This is a genomic window from Aequorivita sp. Q41 (genome assembly GCF_039831855.1).
Lineage (GTDB): Bacteria > Bacteroidota > Bacteroidia > Flavobacteriales > Flavobacteriaceae > Aequorivita.
Window position 1 is genome coordinate 89,067 of record NZ_JBDPMS010000001.1, and the last position, 25,405, is coordinate 114,471.

General features: G+C 35.3%; 24 protein-coding genes. 15 read left to right on the forward strand and 9 right to left on the reverse strand.

Translation table 11 applies throughout. The annotated features are described in order from the left end of the window. Positions 1-4 precede the first annotated feature (4 nt). The 5 genes from ABJ955_RS00415 to ABJ955_RS00435 form a co-directional block, all read right to left on the reverse strand. Positions 5-328, reverse strand: coding sequence for a hypothetical protein (locus ABJ955_RS00415; RefSeq protein ID WP_347372628.1), 324 nt, complete (start codon positions 326-328; stop codon positions 5-7). Between the two features lie 171 nt (positions 329-499). Continuing rightward, on the reverse strand, positions 500-2,350 hold the full coding sequence (gene rpsA / locus ABJ955_RS00420) for a 30S ribosomal protein S1 (protein WP_347372629.1): 1,851 nt from the start codon (positions 2,348-2,350) through the stop codon (positions 500-502). Between the two features lie 269 nt (positions 2,351-2,619). Further along, a complete protein-coding gene (locus ABJ955_RS00425) occupies positions 2,620-5,292 on the reverse strand; it encodes a DNA gyrase/topoisomerase IV subunit A (RefSeq protein ID WP_347372630.1) in 2,673 nt (890 codons plus the stop codon). 87 nt (positions 5,293-5,379) lie between these two features. Beyond that, on the reverse strand, positions 5,380-5,814 hold the full coding sequence (locus ABJ955_RS00430) for a hypothetical protein (RefSeq protein WP_347372631.1): 435 nt from the start codon (positions 5,812-5,814) through the stop codon (positions 5,380-5,382). A 53-nt stretch (positions 5,815-5,867) separates the two neighbouring features. Beyond that, on the reverse strand, positions 5,868-7,718 hold the full coding sequence (locus ABJ955_RS00435) for a DNA topoisomerase IV subunit B (RefSeq protein ID WP_347372632.1): 1,851 nt from the start codon (positions 7,716-7,718) through the stop codon (positions 5,868-5,870). 433 nt (positions 7,719-8,151) lie between these two features. On the opposite strand from ABJ955_RS00435, the gene ABJ955_RS00440 reads away from it, so the two are divergent. Both ABJ955_RS00440 and ABJ955_RS00445 read left to right on the forward strand, forming a co-directional pair. Next, entirely contained in the window at positions 8,152-8,304 is a 153-nt protein-coding gene (locus ABJ955_RS00440) for a hypothetical protein (protein ID WP_347372633.1), read from the forward strand. A 237-nt stretch (positions 8,305-8,541) separates the two neighbouring features. Continuing rightward, positions 8,542-9,039 carry a phosphatase PAP2 family protein gene (locus tag ABJ955_RS00445; protein ID WP_347374340.1) on the forward strand — a complete coding sequence of 166 codons (498 nt, stop codon included), beginning with the start codon at positions 8,542-8,544 and terminating at the stop codon, positions 9,037-9,039. Between the two features lie 43 nt (positions 9,040-9,082). Here the strand turns inward: ABJ955_RS00445 and ychF are convergent, their stop codons facing one another. Further along, positions 9,083-10,177 carry a redox-regulated ATPase YchF gene (ychF, locus tag ABJ955_RS00450; RefSeq protein WP_347372634.1) on the reverse strand — a complete coding sequence of 365 codons (1,095 nt, stop codon included), beginning with the start codon at positions 10,175-10,177 and terminating at the stop codon, positions 9,083-9,085. Between the two features lie 167 nt (positions 10,178-10,344). On the opposite strand from ychF, the gene ABJ955_RS00455 reads away from it, so the two are divergent. Together ABJ955_RS00455 and ABJ955_RS00460 are read left to right on the forward strand one after the other, a co-directional pair. Beyond that, entirely contained in the window at positions 10,345-10,818 is a 474-nt protein-coding gene (locus ABJ955_RS00455; protein ID WP_347372635.1) for a hypothetical protein, read from the forward strand. A gap of 137 nt (positions 10,819-10,955) precedes the next feature. Further along, entirely contained in the window at positions 10,956-13,673 is a 2,718-nt protein-coding gene (locus ABJ955_RS00460; protein ID WP_347372636.1) for a TonB-dependent receptor, read from the forward strand. A 78-nt stretch (positions 13,674-13,751) separates the two neighbouring features. Here the strand turns inward: ABJ955_RS00460 and ABJ955_RS00465 are convergent, their stop codons facing one another. Next, positions 13,752-14,102: a 4Fe-4S dicluster domain-containing protein gene (locus ABJ955_RS00465; RefSeq protein ID WP_347372637.1), complete on the reverse strand. Its 351-nt coding sequence runs from the start codon at positions 14,100-14,102 to the stop codon at positions 13,752-13,754. 63 nt (positions 14,103-14,165) lie between these two features. Here ABJ955_RS00465 and ABJ955_RS00470 point away from each other — a divergent pair, with 63 nt between their 5' ends. From ABJ955_RS00470 to ABJ955_RS00505, 8 genes are all read left to right on the forward strand, one after another. Next, complete coding sequence (locus ABJ955_RS00470; RefSeq protein ID WP_347372638.1) at positions 14,166-15,188, forward strand: acyl-CoA reductase; 1,023 nt, start codon at positions 14,166-14,168, stop codon at positions 15,186-15,188. A 70-nt stretch (positions 15,189-15,258) separates the two neighbouring features. Next, entirely contained in the window at positions 15,259-16,326 is a 1,068-nt protein-coding gene (serC, locus tag ABJ955_RS00475) for a 3-phosphoserine/phosphohydroxythreonine transaminase (protein ID WP_347372639.1), read from the forward strand. 38 nt (positions 16,327-16,364) lie between these two features. After that, entirely contained in the window at positions 16,365-17,321 is a 957-nt protein-coding gene (locus ABJ955_RS00480) for a D-2-hydroxyacid dehydrogenase (protein WP_347372640.1), read from the forward strand. Positions 17,322-17,365: 44 nt separating this feature from the next. Further along, positions 17,366-18,001 carry a DUF937 domain-containing protein gene (locus tag ABJ955_RS00485; RefSeq protein ID WP_347372641.1) on the forward strand — a complete coding sequence of 212 codons (636 nt, stop codon included), beginning with the start codon at positions 17,366-17,368 and terminating at the stop codon, positions 17,999-18,001. 119 nt (positions 18,002-18,120) lie between these two features. Then, a complete protein-coding gene (locus ABJ955_RS00490; protein ID WP_347372642.1) occupies positions 18,121-18,543 on the forward strand; it encodes a DUF6146 family protein in 423 nt (140 codons plus the stop codon). Next, positions 18,540-18,842 carry a DUF6787 family protein gene (locus ABJ955_RS00495; protein WP_347372643.1) on the forward strand — a complete coding sequence of 101 codons (303 nt, stop codon included), beginning with the start codon at positions 18,540-18,542 and terminating at the stop codon, positions 18,840-18,842. Before ABJ955_RS00490 ends, ABJ955_RS00495 begins: the two co-directional genes overlap by 4 nt. After that, entirely contained in the window at positions 18,839-19,168 is a 330-nt protein-coding gene (locus tag ABJ955_RS00500) for a hypothetical protein (RefSeq protein WP_347372644.1), read from the forward strand. The genes ABJ955_RS00495 and ABJ955_RS00500 overlap by 4 nt, the downstream gene beginning before the upstream one ends. Positions 19,169-19,217: 49 nt before the next feature. Continuing rightward, positions 19,218-21,428, forward strand: a complete 2,211-nt coding sequence (locus ABJ955_RS00505) for a TonB-dependent receptor (protein ID WP_347372645.1) — start codon at positions 19,218-19,220, stop codon at positions 21,426-21,428. A 25-nt stretch (positions 21,429-21,453) separates the two neighbouring features. On the opposite strand, the gene ABJ955_RS00510 is transcribed toward ABJ955_RS00505, so the two are convergent. Both ABJ955_RS00510 and folE read right to left on the reverse strand, forming a co-directional pair. Next, positions 21,454-21,756, reverse strand: a complete 303-nt coding sequence (locus tag ABJ955_RS00510; RefSeq protein WP_347372646.1) for a hypothetical protein — start codon at positions 21,754-21,756, stop codon at positions 21,454-21,456. Between the two features lie 42 nt (positions 21,757-21,798). Then, positions 21,799-22,398, reverse strand: a complete 600-nt coding sequence (gene folE, locus ABJ955_RS00515) for a GTP cyclohydrolase I FolE (protein ID WP_347372647.1) — start codon at positions 22,396-22,398, stop codon at positions 21,799-21,801. 122 nt (positions 22,399-22,520) lie between these two features. Between folE and ABJ955_RS00520 the strand changes: the two genes are divergently transcribed. From ABJ955_RS00520 to ABJ955_RS00530, 3 genes are all read left to right on the forward strand, one after another. Next, complete coding sequence (locus ABJ955_RS00520) at positions 22,521-23,180, forward strand: ABC transporter ATP-binding protein (RefSeq protein ID WP_347372648.1); 660 nt, start codon at positions 22,521-22,523, stop codon at positions 23,178-23,180. Positions 23,181-23,183: 3 nt separating this feature from the next. Further along, entirely contained in the window at positions 23,184-23,948 is a 765-nt protein-coding gene (locus ABJ955_RS00525) for a TIGR02757 family protein (protein WP_347372649.1), read from the forward strand. Between the two features lie 106 nt (positions 23,949-24,054). Further along, positions 24,055-25,257, forward strand: coding sequence for a GAF domain-containing sensor histidine kinase (locus ABJ955_RS00530; RefSeq protein ID WP_347372650.1), 1,203 nt, complete (start codon positions 24,055-24,057; stop codon positions 25,255-25,257). Positions 25,258-25,405 lie beyond the last annotated feature (148 nt).

Sequence of the window (25,405 nt, forward strand, 5' to 3'; positions counted from 1 at the left end):
GGTTTTAGTTTCTTAATTTAACATTTCTATTTTGTTGTGTTTCTTTTACCAAATCTGACTTTTTAAGCAATTCAATGAGTTCGATAGCTGTTATTTTTTCTGTACTAAACTCAAAAATGTAAATATGCATCGGTTTACTAACTACTTTTTTATAGTGTAAGCCATACATCGCATAATTTTCTTCCAAAGCCGACACTGAAGCATCATCAAACATCTGGACTAGAATCGTAGGAACTTCGCCGTCAAGAGTACTAGGGTTGCTTTTACAAGAAAATGTAAGAAAACTTAAAGGTATTATAAAAAAGAACGTGAATAAATAAAGCCTCATAAAGCACTGGATTCAAGTAAATTGAGGCTAAAGCTACAATAAAGTTTTTAAAAGATATATAAAAGCATTTAAATTATTATTTCTTTATTTCAGTTTTAATATTGGTAAGTTACATCCATAAAAAAAGCCTTTCGTTTCCGAAAGGCTTTTTTATAATTACAAATGAAGGGATTATTTTTTCCCGTCCATTTTATCTTTAAGCGCTTGTAGCGCAGAGTTAGCGTCCCCTAATGTTGGTTTTGCTTCTGCATCAGCTGCTTCTTGTTTTTTCACAGCTTCTTTTACAATTTTCGCTTCTTCTTCTTTATGAATACTCATGTGTGAAGCAACCACTTTCTTAAATTCTTTGTTGAATTCAATAATTTGGAATTCTGCTTCATCCCCTTTTTTCAACATAGAACCATCTTCTTTTTCAAGGTGACGGCTTGGTACGAAAGCAACGATATCGTCGTTGAATTTTATAGTAGCTCCTTTGTCTACTACTTCATCAATTGAAGCAGTGTGCTTAGTTCCTACAGCAAATTCCCCTTCGTATTTATCCCAAGGGTTTTCTTCAGTTTGTTTGTGACCTAAACTTAGTTTACGACCTTCAACATCCAATTCTAATACAATCACTTCTAGTTCATCACCAATGTTGGTAAATTCACTTGGGTGCTTGATTTTCTTAGTCCAAGAAAGATCGCTAATGTAGATAAGACCATCAATACCTTCTTCAAGCTCAACAAAAACACCGAAATTAGTGAAGTTGCGAACAATACCTTTATGGCGAGAGTTTACTGGGTATTTTTTAGTGATATCTGTCCATGGGTCTGGCGTCATTTGCTTGATACCTAAACTCATTTTACGCTCTTCTTTATCCATTGTAAGGATAATCGCTTCAACCTCATCCCCAACATTTACGAAATCTTGTGCGCTACGTAAGTGTGTAGACCAAGACATTTCGCTAACGTGGATAAGACCTTCAACACCTTCAGCAACTTCAATAAATGCACCGTAGTCTGCAATAACTACTACTTTACCTTTTACTTTATCACCAACTTTCAACTCTTCTCCAAGAGCTTCCCATGGGTGAGGGTTTAATTGCTTAAGGCCTAATTGGATACGTGTTTTATCTTCATCAAAATCAAGAATAACAACATTTAATTTCTGATCAAGTTCAACAATCTCATTTGGATGGTTGATACGCGACCACGAAAGGTCTGTAATATGAACAAGTCCATCAACGCCACCAAGATCAACAAATACTCCATATGAAGTGATGTTTTTAACAACACCTTCAAGTACTTGTCCTTTTTCAAGTTGCCCGATGATTTCTTTTTTCTGTTCTTCAATATCCGCTTCAATAAGTGCTTTATGTGAAACAACAACGTTTTTAAATTCGTGGTTAATTTTAACTACTTTGAATTCCATTGTTTTTCCAACGTAAACGTCGTAATCACGGATTGGCTTAACATCAATTTGCGAACCAGGTAAGAATGCTTCGATACCGAAAACATCTACGATCATACCACCTTTTGTACGGCATTTTACGTAACCATTTACGATTGTAGCTTCGTCATGGGCTGCATTTACGCGATCCCAAGCCTTAATCGTTCTCGCTTTACGGTGGCTTAGAATTAATTGACCTGTACTATCCTCACGAACATCGATCAATACTTCTACTTTGTCACCAACTTTTAAATCTGGATTGTAGCGGAATTCGTTTAAAGAAACAACACCTTCACTTTTTGCGTTAATGTCTATGATTGCATCACGATCTGTAATGTAAACCACTTTTCCTTCAACCACTTCGTCATCCAAAGTGTCTACGAAATTCGCAGCTACTAATTTTTCAAATTCTTCTAGCTTACCATCATCGATTGGGTCAATACCTTCCTCGTAATTGTGCCAGTTAAAATCTGCAAGAAATTTTTCAGGATTGCTTTCTTTAAGAGAAACTTCCTTTTGGGGTTTTGTAGCTTCCCCGTTTTGAGTTGCAGTATCTTCTACCTGCACTTCTTCTTTGTTTGCTTTATCAGCCATTTGTTTGTAAAAATTAATTTTCTAGACTCCAATTAATTGGAAGCTCAAAAATTAATACTTTGTATTCTGTGTTATTAAAAGAATTTTAAGCGACTATCCCACAGAAGGGTTTGTTTTTATTTTTTAATTCCTCTTATTCTTGACTCGTCGCTAAGAGGGGCGCAAAAATAAGGTTTTTCTTTTGAAAATCAAAAGGTTTGGAAACGGAAAGTATTTTTTTTTAGTTTTTCTAAAGAAATAAATTTACATAAGAATTTATTCCCCCTATTTTAAAACAAAAGTCCTTGCCCGCCATCATCCGTTTTAGCATTATCTTCGGGGTTTTCTTGGCTGGTGTTGTCTTTGTTTGAAGCTACATCTTCCTCATCAACCACATCCATTTGTTCTGCTTCAACTGCAGCTGGTGCTTCATAAGGCAGCGGTTCCATTGTGTTTATTTCTAAAACCTTTTCTTTAGTAAGTTGATTTCCCATCGCAGAAACACCCTTTATAGCAATAAACTCTTCTAAATTCAACTCCATATTTTCATCCCGATCTTGCCCTCTTTTCTTTGCGAAAACTACTTCTGCCATTGGGCGATACTCCGTAAAGATTTTTTCTAAATACGAATTTGGATGTTCTGTTATAATGGTTTCTTCTCGATCAGGATGTTCAATTAGAAAGCGTTTCACATAAAACAATTCTTTTTCACCTTCCCAATAAATGGCACTCAAGGGTTTTTTAGGGTCCCATTTTTCCAACACAATCATATCGTCATCAAAACGAAGTGCTAAATCTGGAATTACGGTCTTTACAACTCCTTTTTGGTTAACAATTAGCAGTCGGTCTTCTTTTCTAAATTCGCCTAAAAGCTCCCCTCTATCATCAACATTAAGACGTTGCACAGAATCGTCAAACCAAATTTTTCGCGGTTTTAAAGTGGAAAGCCCTTTTTCTTTTAATTCAATTTTCTTAATAGTGTATTTGGTAACGATATTTCCTTTAGAATTACGCCCTTTCACCAATTGATCCGCAAAATCAAGATCGAATTTTAGCTTTTTAATACTGCCGCTTTGGCGTAAATAAACCGTAACAACTTCTGCTTCCCCATTCTGGTTAGCAGTAAAATACAATACTTTAGAGCCTTTTGTTCCAGCAGACATATCATATTCCCGATCGCGCGTAGTTGATGTTACCGCAAAACGTTTTACATAATTTGCGCCACGAGCGCCATCGCGATAAATCATATTATAAATGGTGCGTTTGTCTTTTTTCTTAAAAACAGCTACGTGAATAATATTTTTACCAATAAAAGTCTTGGCATCTACTTTTGTAACCATCATTACTCCGTCTGCCGTGAAAACGATAATATCGTCAATATCACTACAATCGGTGACGTACTCATCACGTTTTAAACTTGTACCTACAAAGCCTTCCTCGCGGTTTACATATAATTTTGTGTTACGGATTACAACTTTTGTAGCTTCAATATCATCAAAGGTCCGTATTTCGGTTTTACGCTCTTTTCCTGTACCGTACTCTTTTTTTAGCCTTTTAAAGTAGTTGATTGCATATTCAATAAGATTTGCTAAATAATGTTTTACCGCTGCAATACTTTCTTCAAGCGAATCAATTTTTTGCTGTGCTTTATCAATGTCAAATTTTGAAATACGTTTGATTCTAATTTCAGTTAATCGAACAATATCCTCTTCAGTAACGGCGCGTTTCAGGTGTTTTATATGTGGCTGCAAGCCTTTATCGATTGCTGCAATTACACCTTCCCAGGTTTCCTGCTCTTCAATGTCGCGGTAAATTCTATTTTCAATAAAAATGCGTTCTAAGGAAGCAAAATGCCATTGTTCTTCCAGTTCATCTAGTTGAATTTGAAGTTCGTTTTTTAGCAACTCGACAGTTCGGTCGGTACTTCTTCGAAGCATTTCAGACACACCGATAAACAGCGGCCTGTTATTTTCAATTACACACCCTAGTGGCGAAATGGAAGATTCACAGGCAGTAAACGCATAAAGTGCATCAATGGTTTTATCTGGCGAAATACCGCTTGGCAAATGGATTTGAATTTCTACTTCGGCAGCCGTATTATCTTCAATTTTTTTAATTTTTATCTTCCCTTTATCATTGGCTTTCAAAATACTATCAATTAAAGAAGATGTATTTGTTCCGAAAGGGATTTCAGTAATTACAAGTGTATTTTTATCCAGTTGATTAATTCGTGCGCGGCTGCGGATTTTTCCCCCACGTAAACCATCATTATAATTGGCAACATCCATAATACCACCTGTAGGGAAATCAGGATAGATTTCAAATTTTTTGCCTTGCAAATGTTTTACTGAAGCGTCAAGTAATTCTATAAAATTATGCGGAAGAATTTTTGTTGAGAGTCCAACCGCAATTCCTTCCCCTCCTTGGTTTAAAAGCAATGGAAACTTAACCGGAAGATTAATGGGTTCTTTTCTACGGCCATCATACGAAGCTTGCCAGGTAGTAATTTTGGGATTGTAAACCACATCCAGTGCAAACTTAGAAAGTCGTGCTTCAATATATCGTGAAGCTGCAGCACTATCTCCTGTAAGAATATTCCCCCAGTTTCCTTGGGTATCAATTAACAAATCTTTTTGTCCAATCTGCACCATGGCATCTGCAATACTAGCATCCCCGTGTGGGTGATACTGCATGGTATGCCCAACAATATTTGCAACTTTATTGTAACGCCCATCATCCAAATCTTTTATAGACTGCATAATACGCCGCTGTACAGGCTTAAAACCATCCTCAATTGCAGGTACGGCACGCTCTAGAATTACATAACTAGCGTAATCCAAAAACCAGTCGCGGTACATGCCAGTTACCTTTTTTATAGTATCCCTAGAAGTATCGTCGTTTACGCCCAAATAATCTGGACCTTCGTTTTTTTGCTCTTCGTTAGTGTCAAGATCGTCACTCATTTGTTATCCTCTATTCAAAGTTTTTATTTTCTATTTTTTCACCTTTGCGACATATAGTTAAGTCAAAAAATTAGCAAAGACATAAAGTTATTTTTCAATCACATAAGCATAATTAGCGTCGCGCTGAATTTCCTTCCCATTTATATATAAAGCTTCAACCTCTAAAACATCATAACAGAATCCGTCATTATTTGCCAAAATTAGATTTAAAAAATCTATTTCTTGATCGGTTAGTTTCAATTGATAATCTTTATCAGACTCCATATCTGGATAGTAAAGCCTTATATAGGTTTCTTCATTGTTTTTAGGAAACAATAAATTAATTGTTTTATCACCTCGCGTTAAAGTTATTTCAGATGGGTTATAAATATTGTCTTCCCCAATCAAGGAATTCCCTGAAGCGTCCAAAATTCTAATATTAATAGCGGGTTCAGGCGGTTGGATTGTCTCGCAGTCATCATTTTTTTTTGAACATGATCCTAAAAAAAACAAACTAATAATTACGAAAAAGGTGCTTTTCATTATTTTATTTTTTTTATTTACATCCCTACTACCAACGGCTACTGAATACTCTTTTACTCCTCCACTCTATCCAACTCCACCTTCAAATTATCAATAATAAATTCTTGCCTATCGGGTGTGTTTTTCCCCATATAGAATGACAGCAGCTCTTCAATACTCATAGATTTATCGAGCATCACAGGATCTAAGCGAATGTCATTGCCAATAAAATGTACAAATTCATCTGGTGAAATTTCACCCAACCCTTTAAAACGAGTTATTTCTGGTTTTGGTTTTAATTTTTCTATGGCGCTTTTACGTTCTTCTTCGGAATAGCAATAAATAGTTTCCTTTTTATTCCGAACACGAAATAAAGGTGTTTGTAATATATACAAATGCCCTTCCTTAATTAATTCAGGGAAAAACTGAAGAAAAAATGTTATTAAAAGCAAGCGAATATGCATTCCATCTACATCGGCATCTGTTGCAATTACAATATTATTGTAACGTAAGTCCTCCATCGAATCCTCAATATTTAATGCTGCCTGCAAAAGATTGAATTCTTCATTTTCATAAACAATTTTCTTGGTCATACCATAGGTATTCAACGGTTTTCCACGCAATGAAAAAACAGCCTGTGTGTTTACATCGCGACTCTTGGTAATACTTCCACTCGCAGAATCTCCCTCAGTTATAAACAGCGTTGACTCCAGGTTTCGTTCATTTTTTATATCTGCCAAATGCACGCGACAATCGCGTAATTTTTTATTGTGAAGATTGGCTTTTTTAGCACGGTCTTTTGCTAGTTTGCGAATTCCACTTAACTCTTTTCGCTCGCGCTCCGCTTGAACAATTTTACGTTGAATAGCCTCTGCAGTTTCTGGATTTTTATGAAGGTAATTATCCAGTTGTGTTTTTACGAAGTCATTTATAAAAGTTCGAACCGTTGGCAAATCGCCTCCCATATCAGTTGAACCGAGTTTTGTTTTTGTTTGACTTTCAAAAACAGGCTCCGTAACCTTGATACTAATTGCGGTTACAATAGATTTTCGCACATCACTGGCGTCATAATTTTTATTGTAAAATTCACGTACAGTTTTCACCAAAGCTTCTCTAAAAGCAGCTAAATGCGTTCCTCCTTGGGTTGTATTTTGACCGTTTACAAAACTGTGATATTCCTCACTATATTGCGTTTTACTGTGCGTCATCGCTATTTCGATGTCTTCACCTCGAAGGTGAATTATTGGATACGCACTGTCTTCTTCCGTAATGGTTTCTTGTAAAAGGTCTTTTAAACCGTTTTCAGAATAGAACTTTTCACCGTTAAAATCTATGGTCAGCCCCGGATTGAGGTAAACATAATTTTTAAGCATTTTTTGTACATATTCTGTACGGAATTTAAAATTTTTGAAAATACTTTCGTCAGGAATAAAAACTACTTTCGTCCCTTTTCTTTTGGTAGTTTCTTCAATCGCTAAATCGTTTTTAAGCTCTCCAAGTGAAAACTCTGCGGCTTTCATTTGATTTTCACGAATCGATTCAACCTTAAAAAAAGAAGAAAGCGCATTCACGGCTTTTGTTCCAACCCCATTCAAACCCACAGATTTCTTAAAAGCACGACTGTCGTATTTTCCTCCTGTATTCATTTTTGAAACAACATCAATCACTTTCCCTAATGGAATTCCACGCCCATAATCGCGTACTTTTACCTCTTTATCTTTTATGCGTACCTCAATCGTCTTACCGGTACCCATAACAAATTCATCAATACAATTATCGATAATTTCTTTCAAAAGAATATAAATTCCATCGTCGGATGAAGAACCATCGCCTAGTTTTCCAATGTACATTCCAGGGCGCATCCGGATATGCTCTTTCCAGTCGAGCGAGCGTATGTTGTCTTCGGTATATTGCGTTTCTGCCATAAAAATCGGTGTAGGGTTGCTAATATAAAATAACGTGAGCACTTGTGAAAACAATACTTTGGAAAGTAATTAACAATAAAAAGGAGCGTATTGTTAGTAATTGTTTCTCCGTTACCTATATGCAAATATCACTACAATTTAAAGAAATGTCAAGTAATTAGTTTTAATAGTTAAAATCTTTTAAACTCCATTAATCAAAGCCATAATTCAAAACCTCATAAGGGAGTAAAATGAAAGAAATACAAACCTAAATGAACCCCTAAACTTTTTTGAATGAAGCGTTAAAACCCTTAAGAGACGGCTTCTTTTCCAATAAATTTATAAACTATGGAAAAAATAGCTTTATTATTCGCATTCATTTTTGGGGCGCATTTATATGCACAAAAAAAACACCAACCAACATTTTTTTAAGAGTCAAAACAATATCGATTCCGTGTCTTTCACACACACTGCTAAGAACCAAAATCAATTATTTTTAAATAAAAACACCTCCCCAACAAGCAATATAGTAGAAAAAAGAAATACCACGTTCACCGCCAAAACAGACTCGCCTTATGAATGGAAATGGGTTCGTGATGGTATTTGAACTGGTACTGGATTAGCAGGGGCAGCAATTGGCCTTGGTATTATAAAAAACAAAAACGATTTAACTGATGCGGAATTCGCAAAGTATCAAGGAGAAAACCTTCAAAAAACCATTGATGAAATAAATTTTGTTGATAGGTGGGCCGCAGGAAACCACTCTACAAAAGCTAGCAACCTAAGCGATATTCCATTTGCAGTTTCATTTGCCGCACCTTTTACACTTCTTATTGATGACAAAATTAATAATCACTCAGGACAGTTTTTAGGACTTTATCTAAAAACGCTCGCCACAACCGCAACCATGTACTCATTAACCGCAGGACTTCTAAACAGATCACGACCTTATGTATATGATGATAGCAGAGAAACAAGTATTGAAAAAAGAAAGAAAAATAACGGACAGCGCTCTTTTTATGCGGGCCATGTAGCAGCTTCTGCTTCAGCCACTTTTTTAACAGCTAAAATTTATAGTGATTACCACCCAGAAGCTTCTGCAAAAGCATGGATTTGGCCTGGCGCCGCTGCAATTCCAGCCAGGGTTTCCTATTTAAGAATTGAAGCCGAACAACATTTTTTAACAGATGTTACCATGGGTTATATAGTCGGGGCCGCCACAGGAATTATAATCCCTGAGCTTCACAAAAACGACAATGAAAACTTGCAAATATACCCAACCACAGGAATGAGCTTTAACGGTGATGAATATAACGCGATGGCTATAAGCTTACATTTTTAAAAGAAGTATTGACAAAAAATGTCCCTAACTATGGGACATTTTTTTATACATTAAATCTAAAATGCATTACATCTCCGTCATTAACGACGTATTCTTTACCTTCCACGCCCATCTTGCCTGCTTCTTTTACTTTAGCTTCGCTACCGTAGGTTTCGTAATCATTATATTTAATTACTTCAGCACGAATAAAACCTTTTTCAAAATCTGTATGAATAACCCCTGCTGCTTGTGGTGCTGTTGCCCCAACTGGAATAGTCCATGCACGCACTTCTTTTACCCCAGCGGTAAAATAAGTTTGAAGCTTAAGCAATTTGTATGCGCTTCGTATTAATTTTGCTGAACCAGCTTCTTCAAGACCTAAATCTTCAAGGAACATTTGGCGTTCTTCAAAAGTTTCTAGTTCAGTAATGTCAGCTTCTGTTCCCACTGCAAGCACCAAAACTTCTGCATTTTCACTAGCAACAGCTTCTTTAACTTTTTCTACGTAGGCATTTCCATTGGCGGCAGATCCTTCATCTACATTGCAAACATATAACACAGGTTTGTCTGTAATAAACTGTGCATTTACAATAAACTCTTCCCGCTCGCTTTCAGACAACTCTATAGCACGAACAGAAATCCCTGCCTCAAGACCAGCCTTAACCTTTAGTAAAGCCGCTTCTTCTTTTTGAGCTTCTTTATTTCCTGTTCTCGCGGCGCGTTTTACTTTCTCAAGCTTTTTGTCGACTGTTTCCAAATCTTTCAACTGAAGCTCAATATCGATAGTTTCTTTATCGCGGATTGGGTTTACATTACCATCCACATGCACTATATTGTCATTGTCAAAGCAACGTAATACATGAAGAATAGCATCTGTTTCACGTATATTACTCAAAAATTGATTTCCAAGCCCCTCCCCTTTACTTGCCCCTTTTACAAGACCAGCTATATCTACAATTTCAACTGTTGCAGGCAAAACACGCTCTGGTTTCACCAATTCCTCAAGTTTTAACAACCGTGGATCTGGAACATTTACAACACCTACATTAGGCTCGATTGTACAAAATGGAAAATTTGCGCTTTGCGCCTTTGCATTAGATAAACAATTGAAAAGAGTTGATTTCCCAACGTTTGGCAATCCTACAATACCTGCTTTCATTAAACTATTTTTTTTAGAGTGCAAATATACATCTTCAAAATTGACTTTTATTATTGATTTTACATGCTTTTTAGAAAAAAATTTGTGTTTTATTTCACTTAAAATTCACAATAACTTAACTATAATATTGTTAAATTTACACTTCAATCTATAAATATCCGATGATTATGAAAAAAATACTTATGAGTTTTGCTGTTATGATTTTTACAATCACAGGCTTTCAAGCCCAAGAAAGCAAAACAGTTAAAGAAGAGTCTACAATTAAACGTGTAGTTACAAAAGAAGGCAGCGATGTTAAAATCAAGGAAATTAAAAGCACCCTTACCGAAACTGGCGAGGTAATCGTAGCTGGAAACGATGAAACAAATCAAGAATTTAGTGAAACTACTTCACAAGACAGCAATGAAAAAGTTGTAGATGAAATAAATATTGATAAAAAAAATAAAGCCATGGTTGCTATTAAAAAAGAGCAACAACAAATGCAATTGGAAAGTTCCATAAAAGCTCAAAAAGAAGCAGCAGCTGCGGCGGCAGAAAAAATTCGTCAAGAAAAACTGCAACAACAACAAAAAGAACTTGAAGCGAGACGTGCTGCGTTAACTAAAAGGCCAGATGGAATGGCTAAATTAAAGAAAGAGTAAGCATACTTCTCCTCATAAATTTTAAAAATCCGTTCACTTAACAAGTGAGCGGATTTTTTTTTACAAAACAGAATTCTTAAAATAATATATTAAAGCAGTAACTTTAACAAAAAGTATAACACTAAAACCAAAAACAAATGAAAAAAATTACACTTTTATTAGTTCTGATTTGTGGGGTTTCTTTTTCGCAAATTACTGTAACAGGAAATATAACAGATGCTTCTGGCATTCCACTTTCTTTTGTTAATGTTGTAGAAAAAGGCACTACAAACGGAACAACATCATCTATCGATGGCGATTTTAAAATTGATGTTGCTGAAAACGCAACATTAACGTTTAGCTATGTAGGTTTCAATACGCAAGAAATTGAAGTAAATGGACAAACAACGATCTCTATAACACTTTCGGAAGGAGAATCATTAGAGGATGTAATGCTTGTTGGCTCGAGAAGCCCAAAAAGAACCGCTGTAAATACCGCCGTTCCTATTGATGTAATTGATGTGGAAGCCACAACATTGCAGTTAGGGAAAGTTGAAATAAACGAGCTTTTACAATATGCAGCACCTTCCTTTAACGCAAGCAAGCAATCTGGTTCTGATGGAGCAGACCATATTGACCCTGCATCCTTACGCGGTTTAGGACCCGACCAAACCTTAGTTTTAATAAATGGTAAAAGAAGGCATCAATCTTCCTTAATCAATGTTTTTGGCACACGTGGCCGCGGAAATACCGGTACAGACTTAAATGCAATTCCTGCAACTTCTATTAAAAGAATTGAAGTACTTCGCGATGGTGCTTCGGCACAATATGGTAGTGATGCAATTGCCGGTGTAATAAATATTGTATTAAAAGACAATATAGACAAGCTATCGGGAAGTGTTTCATACGGAGCATATAGTACCAATGCAGATGTAGATACAAGCGCATTTACCGATGATGCCTATGGATTATGGAATACAGACGGGTATCGCCTAGACACTAAAAAGGATGGAAACGCCATCGGAAAAGATAAAAGTTTTGATGGAGGGGCTGTTAAATTTGGAGCCAATTACGGTTTTGCGATTGGTGAAAACGGTGGTTATGCAAACTTTACAACCGAATATATTGCTAAAAACAAAACATTACGCCCTACGTTCGATTTTAGAAAAGGATTTGGGGAAGCCGCTATTGAAGGCTTCAATCTAATGGGAAATGTTGGAATCCCAGTTAACGAAAACACAGAAGTGTATGCTTTTGGAGGAAGAAACTACAGAGATACAGATGCCTACGCCTTTACTAGAAATGGCGGAAATAGAGTTGTTGAATCAATTTTTCCAAATGGCTACACGCCGCGTATAACTTCAATAATTACAGATAATTCAGTTGTTGCTGGGGTTAAAACCAAAACCGCTTCTGGTTGGAATGTAGATATTAGTAATGCGTATGGGATTAATAATTTTCACTACTATATTAAAGGAACTTTAAACGCTTCGTTAGTAGACCTTTCACCAACAGAATTTGACGCTGGCGGACACAGCCTTTCGCAAAACACTGTAAACCTAGATTTTTCGAAATACTATGAAAATGTTTTAAGCGGTATGAACTTAGCTTTTGGCGCCGAATACAGAACCGAAAACTTTATAATTTTTGCGGGTGAAGAGGGCTCCTATGCAACATACGATGTTAATGGCGTGCCCGTAAACGCAAATACTCCTGAAGAAGATATTGTAATCTATAGAGACTCGGACGGAAACCCTATATTAGATGATGGCAATACACAAATAAGACCAGGCGGTTCTCAAGGTTTTCCTGGATATGGCCCTGCAAATGAAGTTGACAGAAGCAGATCAAACATTTCTGTATATGCAGATGGCGAGCTAGATATTAGTGAAGCATTTTTAGTAAGTGCTGCTGCTCGTTTTGAAAATTACAGCGATTTTGGAAGTACACTAAATGGAAAACTAGCAATGCGCTACAAAGCAACCGACAATATAAATGTTAGAGGTTCTGTAAGTACTGGTTTTAGAGCTCCGTCATTGGCACAGATATATTATAATTTACGTTTCACCAATTTTATTGGCGGTGTAGCTAGCGATCAATTATTATCACCAAACAACAGCCCGGTGACTGCTGCTTTCGGAATTGGCGCTTTAAAAGAAGAAATTTCTACAAATGCAAGTTTTGGTTTTACCACAAATTTCTCAAAATTTACTGCAACCGCAGATTTGTACTATATAGATGTAAAAGACAGAATTGTTTTAACAGGAAATTTTCCTGCCCCACAGATAGAAAATGTAGATTCTGCACAGTTTTTTGCAAATGGTGTCGACACTGAAACCACTGGTCTTGATATCGTTTTAACCTATAAGGAAGATTTTAATGATAATAGTATTGGGGTTTCACTTTTGGGGAATTTCAACAATATGGTCATTAAAGAGGTGAAAAATGGTAATCTGGATGAACAAACATTTTTTGGGGAACGCGATAAAGCATTTTTATTGGCTTCTGCCCCAGAAAGCAAATTGGTTGGAAACTTAACTTATGAAAGAAAATGGTTTAGCACAGGGTTTACTGTAACCAGATTTAGCGAAGTTGCACTTCTAGATTTTCAAATGTTTGAAGATCCAGCAGATTACGGAGGGTTTGAAAACCAAGTAATCACAGCTACCGACACGTATACCGCTAAATATGTAACCGATTTAAATTTAGGTTTTGAACTTTCAGAAAACTTAAAATTAAATATTGGCTCAAACAACTTATTTAATGTTTATCCAGACCAACAAGACGACTGGACAGAAGGCGGTGGCTATTGGGATTCTGTACAAATGGGTTTTGGTGGATCCTTCTATTATGCACGAATAAATTATAATTTTTAAAAAGTTCTTTCATATTAAAAATCCTCCTACAAAAAATGTCTTGTAGGAGGATTTTTTATTTGTAGCATTTAATAAACACTACTCCGTATGCATAAATGCCTGTTTTCCTAATAACACCTCTTCTGTTTCTACATTATCTTCATCGGGCACACAACAGTCCACAGGGCATACAGCCGCACATTGGGGTTCTTCATGAAAACCTTTGCATTCAGTACATTTGTCTGCTACAATATAATAAATTTCATCACTTACAGGCTCTTGTGCTTCGTTTGCATCTACTGCTTTTCCGTTGGGAAGTATAACATTTCCATCTAGATCGGTCCCATCGGCATAACGCCAATCATCAGCACCTTCATAAATAGCAGTGTTTGGGCATTCAGGTTCACATGCGCCGCAGTTTATACATTCATCGGTTATAATAATTGCCATAGGTTATACTTTTTCTAACTTTGTGCAAATTTAATGCCTAGAAAGGGCAACACCAAAATAACTATGCAATTAAAACAAAGAATTAACGCTTTTACCCAATTAGGAAAGTTTCTCCTTGAAATCAATAACGAAAAAGACACTGAAATCAACTTGGTTTTAAAGCGCGCCGAAAATGAAAACGGTTGGTTTACTCAGGAAAATATAAATTTCGCATTAAATAGTTGGAGTAAAGCACTTACAGAAACGAACCTACAACACTGGTTTTCAAGCTACTCTTTTGCAGAATCGCAACCAAAAACCATTGCAGTTATTATGGCGGGAAATATTCCGTTGGTTGGTTTTCATGATTTTCTTTCAGTTTTAATTTCAGGAAATAAAATCTTGGCGAAGCTTTCTTCAAACGATAAAACGTTGCTTCCTTTTTTGGCCAGTCAATTAATAAAAATTGAACCTGAATTCAAAAATTATATTGAATTTACAGAAGGAAAACTCGAAAATTTTGATGCTGTTATCGCTACAGGAAGTAACAATACCGCTCGTTATTTTGAATATTATTTTGGAAAATACCCGAATATTATTCGGAAAAACAGAAATTCAGTGGCAGTTTTAACTGGAAATGAAACTAAAGAAGAGTTAAAAAATCTTGCTGACGATATTTTTAGGTATTTCGGGCTAGGCTGTAGAAATGTTTCAAAACTATACATTCCGGAGAAGTATGATTTTGAACCATTTTTTAAAGCAATGTTTCATTGGAAAGAAATAATCCACAACCACAAATACATCAATAATTACGATTACAACAAAGCGGTTTATTTAATGGATAGCTTTCCGCTTTTAGACAACGAATTTATGTTGCTAAAAGAAGACAATGGCTTCTCCTCGCCTATTTCAGTGGTTTTTCATGAAAGCTATACATCTTTGGAAGCTATTAAACAAGAAATTGAACATAAGTCAGGCAACATTCAATGTGTAGTTTCAAAAGCTGGAATTGCAGAGGAAATACCTTTCGGAAAAGCGCAAAACCCACAATTATGGGATTATGCCGATGGGGTAGATACGGTTGATTTCTTGTTGAAACTTAAATGATAAATTATTTATAATTGTTATCGTTTTAGAAGCATAATTTACATCTTTGTAAGATAAAATTCCACAAAAAATGAAGAAACATAATTTTAGTGCAGGCCCTTGCATTTTACCACAATCTGTTTTACAAAAATCTGCTGAAGCGGTATTAAATTTCAACAATTCAAACCTTTCGCTGATAGAAATTTCGCACCGAAGCAAAGATTTTGTTGAAGTAATGGAAACAGCAAAAAGTTTAGCGCTTGAACACTTAGGGCTTCAAAACAAAGGCTATCAAGCATTGTTTCTTCAAGGGGGTGCCAGTCTTCAGTTTTTAATGACAGCTTTCAATCTTTTGGAAAATAAAGCAGCTTATTTAAATACTGGAACTTGGAGTGATAAAGCAATAAAAGAAGCTAGATTATTAGGGGACGTTGTAGAAGTTGCTTCTTCAAAAAACGACAATTTTAACTTCATTCCTAAAAATTATACAATCCCAAGTGATGCAGATTATTTTCACTGCACCAGCAACAATACTATTTACGGCTCACAAATGCAGGATTTTCCAGAAACTGAAATCCCCTTGATTTGCGATATGAGTAGTGATATTTTTTCACGTCAGCTAGATTTTTCAAAGTTTAGTTTAATCTATGCTGGCGCACAAAAAAATATGGGTCCAGCAGGAACAACTTTGGTTATTATAAAAGAAGCTGTTCTTGGAAAAGTGTCTCGCACCATTCCATCTATGCTAAATTATAAAGTGCATATAGAAAAGGAGAGTATGTTTAATACTCCAGCGGTTTTCCCTGTATATGTTTCTATGTTAACACTGCAATGGCTAAAAGATCTAGGTGGAATTTCAGTAATTGAAAAAATAAACAATCAAAAAGCGGAACTGCTATACAATGAGATTGACAGAAACCCTTTATTTGAAGGATTTATAGCCAACAAAGAAGACCGTTCAAAAATGAATGCGACCTTTACCATTACTAATGACGAACTTAAAGCCAGTTTCGACGAACAATTAAAGCAGTCTGGAATAAATGGCCTTAATGGTCACCGCAGTGTTGGCGGTTACCGCGCTTCTATGTACAATGCATTGCCGCTTGAAAGCGTGCAGGTTTTGGTATCCATAATGCAAGCGGTAGAAAAAGGAGCATAAGCAAATTATACTAAAAATAACAATCAGTAAATTTTAAGATGAAAGTATTAGCAAACGACGGAATTTCAAACAGCGGAATAGAAAAGTTAGAGCAAGCAGGATTTGAAGTAATTACAGTGCACGTAGCACAGGAACAACTTCAAAACTATATAAACGAGCATAAAATTGAAGTGCTTTTGGTTCGAAGCGCAACTAAAGTTCGCAAAGATGTTATTGATAATTGTGCCTCACTAAAAATTATTGGTCGCGGCGGTGTCGGTATGGATAATATTGATGTTGAATATGCTCGAGAAAAAGGCTTAGAAGTAATAAACACACCTGCAGCTTCGTCTGCTTCAGTAGCTGAATTAGTATTTGCACACCTTTTTGGCGGTGTTCGTTTTCTTCATGACTCCAACAGAAATATGCCTTTGGAAGGTGATACAAGATTCAAAGAATTAAAGAAAAATTATGGCGGGGGCCGAGAATTACGAGGAAAAACCATTGGTATTATTGGTTTTGGAAGAATAGGTCGCGAAGTTGCTAAAATAGCTTTAGGCTGTGGAATGAAGGTAATTGCCAGCGATAGAAGTGTTGGCGAAGAAGCATTAACACTCGATTTTTACGACGGACAACAAGTAACTTTAAACATACAAAAAGAACCTGTTTCAGAATTAATAAAACACAGTGACTTTATTACACTGCATGTGCCTGCTCAAAATGGGTATGTAATTGGGGAAGCTGAAATCTCACAAATGAAAAAAGGCGTAGGTATTGTAAATGCAGCTCGAGGTGGGGTGCTTAATGAAAAAGCACTCTTAAATGGATTGGAAGATGGAAAAATATCATTTGCAGCATTAGATGTTTTTGAAAAAGAACCCACTCCTTCTTTAAAAGTACTTATGAACGATAGAATATCACTAACCCCACATATTGGTGCAGCTACAAATGAAGCCCAAGACAGAATTGGCACTGAGCTTGCTGAACAAATTATAAGTATTATGACGAATGCTTAACTTTTTTAACTACTTTGGTCACTTAACCGTAAATTTTTAACAAAATGGCTTCGATATTAGACTTATTAAATAGTGATCTTGGTAAACAATTAATTAGTGGTGCAAGTGCCCAAACTGGACAACCAGCAGATAAAACCGCAAATGTTTTAAGTATGGCACTACCCGTAATTTTGGGCGCAATGCAACGAAATGCCGCTACCCCTCAAGGGGCTAAAAGCTTAAATAATGCCCTGGAAGACACGCGTCATGATGGATCTATTTTAGGCCAATTAGGTGGGCTTTTAGGAGGTGGAAATGCAGATTCAAGCCTCCTTAATGATGGGGCTGGTATACTAAAGCATGTTCTGGGGGCTAACCAACAAAAAGTTGAACAAAACATAAGCAATACTAGTGGTGTAGACGCTGGGGCTGTTGCGCAAATTATAAAAATGGCCGCACCAATACTAATGGGGGTTCTAGGAAATCAAAAAAGAAAAGACAATGTTAGTGAAAATGGAATTGGTGATCTATTAGGCTCTGTATTGGGTAAAAACTCAAATCATGATCAGTCATTAATAGAAACACTTCTTGATGCTGACGGAGACGGAAGTATTATTGACGATGTAGCAGGAATGGTTTTGGGAGGAAACAAGAAAAAAGGTGGTATAGCAGGGATGCTAGGCGGATTATTTGGGAAATAAATTCTATAAACTATAAAATTCTTATAACCGCTTTATAAATTAAAAGCGGTTTTTTTTAAATGAAAGTTAAAAAATGTGCGCTTTCTTATACATTTCTTAACTTTGTTAAAATCCTTTGTATGAAATACTTCTTACTAGTTCTTTTTGCATCCTTTGCCATTTATAGCTGTGGTACTGGTACTACAGTAATTAATAGCAATTCCACTTCGGAAAACATAAAAAATGACACCATTAGAATTGCTAATGATAGTCTGGAGTATGAAATTATGATTATTGAACCAGGCTTTGAATCTTGGTTAATTTCACAACCCCCTCGCGGTTTTTATGGCCAGCCTAAATTGGAAGCTAAGAATAATATGTTTGTAACCGAATATAATTCCCGCGTTTTACAATCGAACCAGAGCGTTAAAAACTTATATACGGAACGGATAAATTATGATCCAACCGTAGATTATGGCTACGAAGTAAACTATTTACTCTACAATTACTTTGTATACTTTCAGGAGAAATACGATCAAAATTTTATTGGCGGAAGAAAGTGAAAAAACTAAAAAAACGTTGGAATATTGAAACCAACGGGCAACTTTTTATAATCTTATTAGTTTTTGCAATTACCGGAAGCTCTGCAGCAAAACTGGCCGTACCACTCACTGAATTTTTTGAAATAACAAAAGAGATGGGATGGTATATATATTGGCCATTTAGAATTTTAATTATTCTACCTATATATAAGTTGTTTTTGGTATTTTTCGGCTGGGTATTTGGAGAGTTTGCATTCTTTTGGGACTTTGAAAAAAAAATGCTCCGACGAATGGGTTTAGGGTTTTTGTTTAAAAAATGAACGTTTTAAAAAACGATATAATTAAAGGTATAAGTGCCACGATTTTTTCGCTTGCACTTTTATTCCCTATCTTCTTACAATTTTCTCATACCCTGGAAGGTCATGATCACGCAACTTGCACAGATTTTTCAACTCATATTCATGAGAAACAACTGGATTGCTCCGTTTGTGATTTTCATTTTTCAATTTTTAATTTTTCACCCGCACCATTACCAGAATTTTCGGGTATTGATGGTTTCAAAAACTCGGAAACCCACTATATCCTTCCTGAATTTGATCTAAGCGCTATATATCATTTCTTAAGAGGGCCTCCACAATTATCTTGATTTCGTAACATACATTTTAGCACACATTTTATTTCTAAATCAAGTACGCATGAAAAATATTCTATGTTTGTTTGCGGTATTGTCTCTATATACAGCAGCGAGCGCACAAAACTCCTTAATGGGAAAAATAACTTCAAATACTAATGAACCTATTTCTGCAACAATATATATTCCTCAATTAGAAAAAGGAACGGTAGCGGATTTTGATGGAAAGTATACATTAAACTCTATTCCCGATGGAAAATACAATGTGGTTGTTTCCTTATTAGGATACGCTACTTTTTCGAAAAAAATTAATTTTTTGAATAACCAAAACATTACAGAAAATTTTCAATTACAAGAAACCGCAGTAGAGATGGAGGAAGTAATTATTTCTACTCCATTTCATAAACTTCAGAGTGAAAATGTAATGAAAGTGGAACGTGTGTCTACCGAAAACCTAAATGCTTCTGGTGCAGTTACACTTGCGGATGGTATAAAAAATATTGCTGGTGTAGATCTTATTACAACAGGAACTGGAATTGGGAAACCAGTTATTCGTGGTTTAAGTTCCAACCGAGTTTTAACGTACACACAAGGAGTTCGTTTGGAAAACCAACAGTTTGGAGATGAACATGGGCTAGGAATTAATGAAGCAGGGGTTGAAAGTGTAGAGGTTATAAAAGGACCTGCATCCCTTTTATATGGAAGCGATGCTTTGGGTGGAGTCTTATACTTAAATCCTGAAAGATTTGCGCTTTCTGGGGAAACTCATGAAGATTTAAGCAGTAGTTATTTTTCAAATACCTTAGGAGCTTCTACTAATCTGGGAATTAAAACTTCGGGTGAAAAATTTAAGTTTTTAGCGCGTGGCGCCTATGCTGCTTTTAGCGACTATACTACTGGAGCAGATTATAGCGTAACTAATTCACGTTTTAATGAACGGGATCTAAAAACAGGGCTTCAATATGTAGGAACAAAATTTAAAACAACATTTCGGTATAATTACAATCGATCAAACATTGGTATTGCTGAAGAAGTTGGCGAACAAACCGATTCAAAGGATCTAGCACTTCCCTTTCAAGAGGTTGATAATCATATTTTAAGTCTTAATAATACGATTTTCTTTGATACAGCTAGTATAGACCTAAAAGTAGGGTATTTATACAATGACCGCCGTGAGTTTGAAGAGGAGGAAGATACTGCTGCCTTGCGTTTAAAATTAAGTACAATAAATTATGATGTAAAATATAATTTACCGCAATTAGGAAAATTCGAAACGATTATTGGTTTACAAGGTATGTTTCAGAACAATAAAAATGAAGGTGAAGAAATTTTAATTCCCGATGCAAATACTACTGATATTGGAATTTTAGCGACTTCACACTACCATTTAGAAAATGTAGCTTTACAAGCTGGAATACGTTTTGATTCACGAAAAATTGAAAGTGAAGCAGCTCGTGATCCTTTAGAAACAGATTTTATCCCTGCATTAAATAAAACTTTTACCAGCTTTACAGGAGCCATTGGTGCCAAATTAGATTTATTTGAAAATTTTTCAACAAGAATAAATTTAGCAAGTGGTTTTAGAGCACCCAACCTAGCAGAATTAACTTCAAATGGAGAACATGAAGGCACAAATAGGTATGAAAGAGGAAATCATGAACTTAAAAATGAACAGAACTTCCAAGCCGATGTATCCTTAGAATATAGAAATGAGCATGTTGAATTTTTCGCAAACGGTTTTTATAACTCTGTAAGCGATTATATTTTTATTTCACCAACAGCTGAAATAATAGATGGCTCACAAGTCTTTCAATACTTACAAGACAATGCTACACTTTATGGGGGCGAATTTGGTTTCCACCTACATCCGCATCCTATGGATTGGTTGCACATAGAAAGTAGTTTTGAAACGGTTACTGGAAAATTAAAAACTGATGAGTACCTACCGTTGATTCCTGCAAATTCTTTTAAAAATACATTTCGTGTGGAAGTAAAAGATGGAAAAACAAGAAAAAACAGCTTTGTTTTTGTGACTTTAGAAAACAAACTTAATCAAAAAAATGTGAGCAATTTTGAAACACCTACGGGAGGTTATTCACTATTAAGTGCTGGCATGGAAAGCACTTTTAATATTCAAAAACTACGTGTAAAGTTTGGTGTAAGCGGAACAAACCTTACCGATAAAGTATATATCTCACATTTATCACGATTTAAACCAGATGGTATTTTTAATATTGGTCGAAGTCTAAATGTAAATTTAAAACTGGAGATCTAAAAAAAGCCCCGATTGGGGCTTTTTTTTATTCATTAACTCTAATTTCAATGGTTTGTGGGTTTGGTTGTTTTTTCCAAACAAATGTATAGAGCCACATTAAAGTAAATGTTGGAATTACATCAGTAAAGGGTAAAATCTCTTCCATAAATACAAGAACTGAGGCTATTTTTCCTTCAGTACCTTTATACATATCGGTCATTTTTTTAGCAGCAAAAGGCGCCCATAGCATATCTAAAAATGGACCAACAACAGGTATTGCCATTGTTGCCATACCAACCACATCGTATATTATTCCTCGACGTAATAACTTATATTTTTCGTTTTTCATTTATTATCTTTTTAATTATAAACGCAAAAAACATTCCAAAAATTACGATAAGTCGCTGCTAATCAATTTAAGAAATTCATTTCTAGTCTCAATTGCTTCAAACTGACCTCGAAAGCCCGAAGTTGTTGTCACACTATTCTGCTTTTGTACACCCCGCATCATCATACACATATGCGAAGCTTCAATAACCACCGCTACTCCTTTTGGTTTTAATGTGGTATTTAAACATTCTAAAATATCATGTGTTAAGCGTTCCTGTACTTGCAATCTTCGGGCAAATACATCCACAACGCGCGGAATTTTACTCAACCCAACGATATGACCATCTGGAATATATGCTATATGCGCTTTTCCGAAGAAGGGCAAAATATGGTGTTCACAAAGGGAATAAAGTTCAATATCTTTAATAATAACCATATCGTTATACGATTCTGCAAACATTGCACTTTTTAAAATTTCAGCAGGATCTTGACTATGTCCAGATGTTAAAAATTGCATTGCTTTTGCAGCACGCTCAGGAGTTTTAACGATTCCCTCACGGGAAACATCTTCTCCTATAGAGCTTAAAATATTACTGTAATTAGCTATTAAATTGTCTGTTACAGGCTGATCGTATTCTTCAAAGTATCTAAATGACGCCATTATATTTCTATTTATTAATCTTAAAATTCAAAAATAAACACTTATCTATAAATAAAACAATATAACCAATTGGATTGTATTATAGCACTATAAATAGTATTTTCACGTTTTAAAATTTCGCTATGATCGAGGCACAAAACATCCACAAATATTATGACAATCTACATGTTTTAAAAGGTGTTGATCTTCATATAAAAAAAAGTGAAATTGTTTCAATTGTTGGTGCTTCAGGTGCTGGAAAGACTACATTACTTCAAATATTAGGAACTTTAGATTCTTTACACGATTCTAAAAGTAAATTACAAATAAATGAAGTGGATGTTGGTTCTCTTTCCGGAAAAAAATTGGCTAAATTTCGAAACGAAAATTTAGGCTTTATTTTTCAGTTTCACCAGTTATTACCAGAGTTTACTGCAATTGAAAATGTTTGCATTCCTGCTTTCATTAAAAACACACCCAAAGCTGAAGCGTTAAAAAGAGCAAAAGAGCTCCTCGCTTTTTTAGGGCTTTCTAGCCGTGAAAACCACAAACCAAACGAACTTTCTGGCGGAGAACAGCAGCGCGTGGCTGTTGCTAGAGCATTAATAAACAATCCTGCAATAATTCTAGCAGATGAACCAAGTGGAAATTTAGATACTGAAAGTGCTGAAAATCTTCATAATCTGTTTTTTAAGTTACGAAATGAGTTCGGACAAACTTTTGTCATTGTAACTCACAACGAAGATCTTGCAAATATGGCGGATCGGAAACTTGTGATGCAAGATGGAAAAATTGTGAAATAATTCATGAAGCAGTCTGAGCTAAAAGAATTCCTCGATGAAAAGGTTATACGTTACAATAACCCAAATTTTATTGAGTCCGACCCCATTCAAATTCCACATAAATTTTCGTTAAAAGAAGATATTGAAATTGCTGGTTTTCTAGTAGCTACTATTGCTTGGGGAAACAGAAAAAGTATTATAAAGAATGGGCATCGATTAATGGATGGTATGGATAATTCACCTTATGAGTATGTGATGAATTTTTCAGAAAACAATGCAACTGAATTGTTAGGTTTTGTACATCGTACTTTTAATAGTGATGATTTATTTTATTTTATAAAATCGCTTCAAAACATATACAGAAATCACGGTGGCTTGGAGGCCATTTTTGCTAAACAAGCAGAGAAGAATTCGATGCAGCCCGCAATTCATCAATTTAAGAAAATTTTTTTTGAGCTTCCCCACCTTCCTAGAACGCAAAAACACATTAGCGATCCGCTTAAAAATTCTGCAGCAAAAAGAATCAATATGTTTTTACGCTGGATGGTGCGTAACGACAACACAGGTGTCGATTTTGGCATTTGGAAAAGCATTTCACCATCGCAGCTTTCCTGCCCTTTAGATGTGCACAGTGGCAATGTGGCTCGAAAATTAAAATTACTTAATAGAAAACAAAACGACGGTAAAGCGTTAACAGAATTAGATGCATCATTACGGAAGTTTGACCCTAACGATCCTGTTAAATATGATTTTGCTCTTTTTGGTTTAGGTGTTTTTGAAGGCTTTTAAATACTATTTTAAAATGTCACATTTTTTTATCTTATTAATATTTATCTGGAAATTGTTGTACATTTACTCATAATTGTTAGACAAAAAGTTTAAATAAATCGATAATTTGATTAAACCAGCCCTCCCAATTGATGAAGAACAGCGTTTAGCAGCGGTGTATTCGTACAATTTACTGGATACTTTGCCTGAAAAAGATTTTGACAATATCACGCAATTAACTGCAAGTATATGTGATGTGCCAATATCTCTGGTGACTTTAATGGATGCCGATCGCAACTTTTTGAAATCACATTATGGTGTAAATTTTAGTGAAACCCCACGCGATATTTCTTTTTGTGGACATGCCATTTTGGATGAAAGTAATATTTTTATTATTGAAGATGCTAGAAAGGATCCTCGATTTAAAGACAATCCATTTGTTAAGGATATGCAAGCCGTATTTTATGCGGGCGTACGTTTGGTAAATGCTGATGGATATCCGCTAGGTACACTCTGCATATTCGACACAAAACCACGAACACTTTCTACTGCTCAGAAAAAAGCATTAGCAGCCTTGGCATATCAAGTTATTAATCTTTTTGAATCAAAAAAAAGAAATAGAATATTATTGGCTGTACAACAGGAATTAAAGGAACGCAACGAGGAACTTAAAAATTTCGCCGGGATTGTTTCCCATGATATGAAAATGCCTTTAGCAAATATGATTATTACTTCAGATATGCTTCGTTCAAAATATGGGCGCTTTTTAGATAAAGAAGGAAATGAATATTTAGATTATATAAAACAATCTTCTTTTACTTTAAGTGAATATATAACTGGGCTTTTAGAACATTATGAAAGCGACAATACCGCCTCACAGACTGTTGAGATTTTTGATAGCCACGACCTGCTGGAAGATATTATTGAATTGATGAACATCAATATTGATTGTGAAATAAACCTTCCCGATCAGAATATAGAAATGCATGCCAACAAAGCAGCATTAGAACAGATTTTCCTAAACTTAGTCGGTAATAGTTTAAAGTATAACGACAAAGAAAAAATTAAAATTGATATCGATTGTAGCGAAGAAAAAGGCTTCTATCATTTTAAAATCGCTGATAATGGTATGGGGATTCCAAAGGATAAAATGGAGCATGTTTTTAACCTTTTTACAACCTCGGGAACATTAGACCGAAATGGAAAAAAAGGAAATGGAATCGGTTTGTCTACCGTAAAAAAACTAATCAACAAACTCGATGGAGAAGTTGAGATTTCTTCAGAAGTAGGCAAAGGAACTACATTTCAGTTTTATATAAAAAAAGGGTAAACAATTACTATTACTCTACAATTACTTTTTTTCAATAAAAATGTACTAAAATTTGATTCATTTGGTTTTAAAGTTGGTGGTTACTATTTTTTAACCGCAGATTGCAAAAAAATTACATTTACGTTTACTGTCCAGAAATAGCTATTAT

Bases quoted from the DNA above. Each gene is read 5' to 3' on its own strand.
- ABJ955_RS00415 (WP_347372628.1), bottom strand. From the start codon at position 328: ATGAGGCTTTATTTATTCACGTTCTTTTTTATAATACCTTTAAGTTTT.
- rpsA (WP_347372629.1), bottom strand. From the start codon at position 2,350: ATGGCTGATAAAGCAAACAAAGAAGAAGTGCAGGTAGAAGATACTGCA.
- ABJ955_RS00425 (WP_347372630.1), bottom strand. From the start codon at position 5,292: ATGAGTGACGATCTTGACACTAACGAAGAGCAAAAAAACGAAGGTCCA.
- ABJ955_RS00430 (WP_347372631.1), bottom strand. From the start codon at position 5,814: ATGAAAAGCACCTTTTTCGTAATTATTAGTTTGTTTTTTTTAGGATCA.
- ABJ955_RS00435 (WP_347372632.1), bottom strand. From the start codon at position 7,718: ATGGCAGAAACGCAATATACCGAAGACAACATACGCTCGCTCGACTGG.
- ychF (WP_347372634.1), bottom strand. From the start codon at position 10,177: ATGAAAGCAGGTATTGTAGGATTGCCAAACGTTGGGAAATCAACTCTT.
- ABJ955_RS00455 (WP_347372635.1), top strand. From the start codon at position 10,345: ATGAAAAAAATACTTATGAGTTTTGCTGTTATGATTTTTACAATCACA.
- ABJ955_RS00460 (WP_347372636.1), top strand. From the start codon at position 10,956: ATGAAAAAAATTACACTTTTATTAGTTCTGATTTGTGGGGTTTCTTTT.
- ABJ955_RS00465 (WP_347372637.1), bottom strand. From the start codon at position 14,102: ATGGCAATTATTATAACCGATGAATGTATAAACTGCGGCGCATGTGAA.
- ABJ955_RS00470 (WP_347372638.1), top strand. From the start codon at position 14,166: ATGCAATTAAAACAAAGAATTAACGCTTTTACCCAATTAGGAAAGTTT.
- serC (WP_347372639.1), top strand. From the start codon at position 15,259: ATGAAGAAACATAATTTTAGTGCAGGCCCTTGCATTTTACCACAATCT.
- ABJ955_RS00480 (WP_347372640.1), top strand. From the start codon at position 16,365: ATGAAAGTATTAGCAAACGACGGAATTTCAAACAGCGGAATAGAAAAG.
- ABJ955_RS00485 (WP_347372641.1), top strand. From the start codon at position 17,366: ATGGCTTCGATATTAGACTTATTAAATAGTGATCTTGGTAAACAATTA.
- ABJ955_RS00490 (WP_347372642.1), top strand. From the start codon at position 18,121: ATGAAATACTTCTTACTAGTTCTTTTTGCATCCTTTGCCATTTATAGC.
- ABJ955_RS00500 (WP_347372644.1), top strand. From the start codon at position 18,839: ATGAACGTTTTAAAAAACGATATAATTAAAGGTATAAGTGCCACGATT.
- ABJ955_RS00505 (WP_347372645.1), top strand. From the start codon at position 19,218: ATGAAAAATATTCTATGTTTGTTTGCGGTATTGTCTCTATATACAGCA.
- ABJ955_RS00510 (WP_347372646.1), bottom strand. From the start codon at position 21,756: ATGAAAAACGAAAAATATAAGTTATTACGTCGAGGAATAATATACGAT.
- folE (WP_347372647.1), bottom strand. From the start codon at position 22,398: ATGGCGTCATTTAGATACTTTGAAGAATACGATCAGCCTGTAACAGAC.
- ABJ955_RS00520 (WP_347372648.1), top strand. From the start codon at position 22,521: ATGATCGAGGCACAAAACATCCACAAATATTATGACAATCTACATGTT.
- ABJ955_RS00525 (WP_347372649.1), top strand. From the start codon at position 23,184: ATGAAGCAGTCTGAGCTAAAAGAATTCCTCGATGAAAAGGTTATACGT.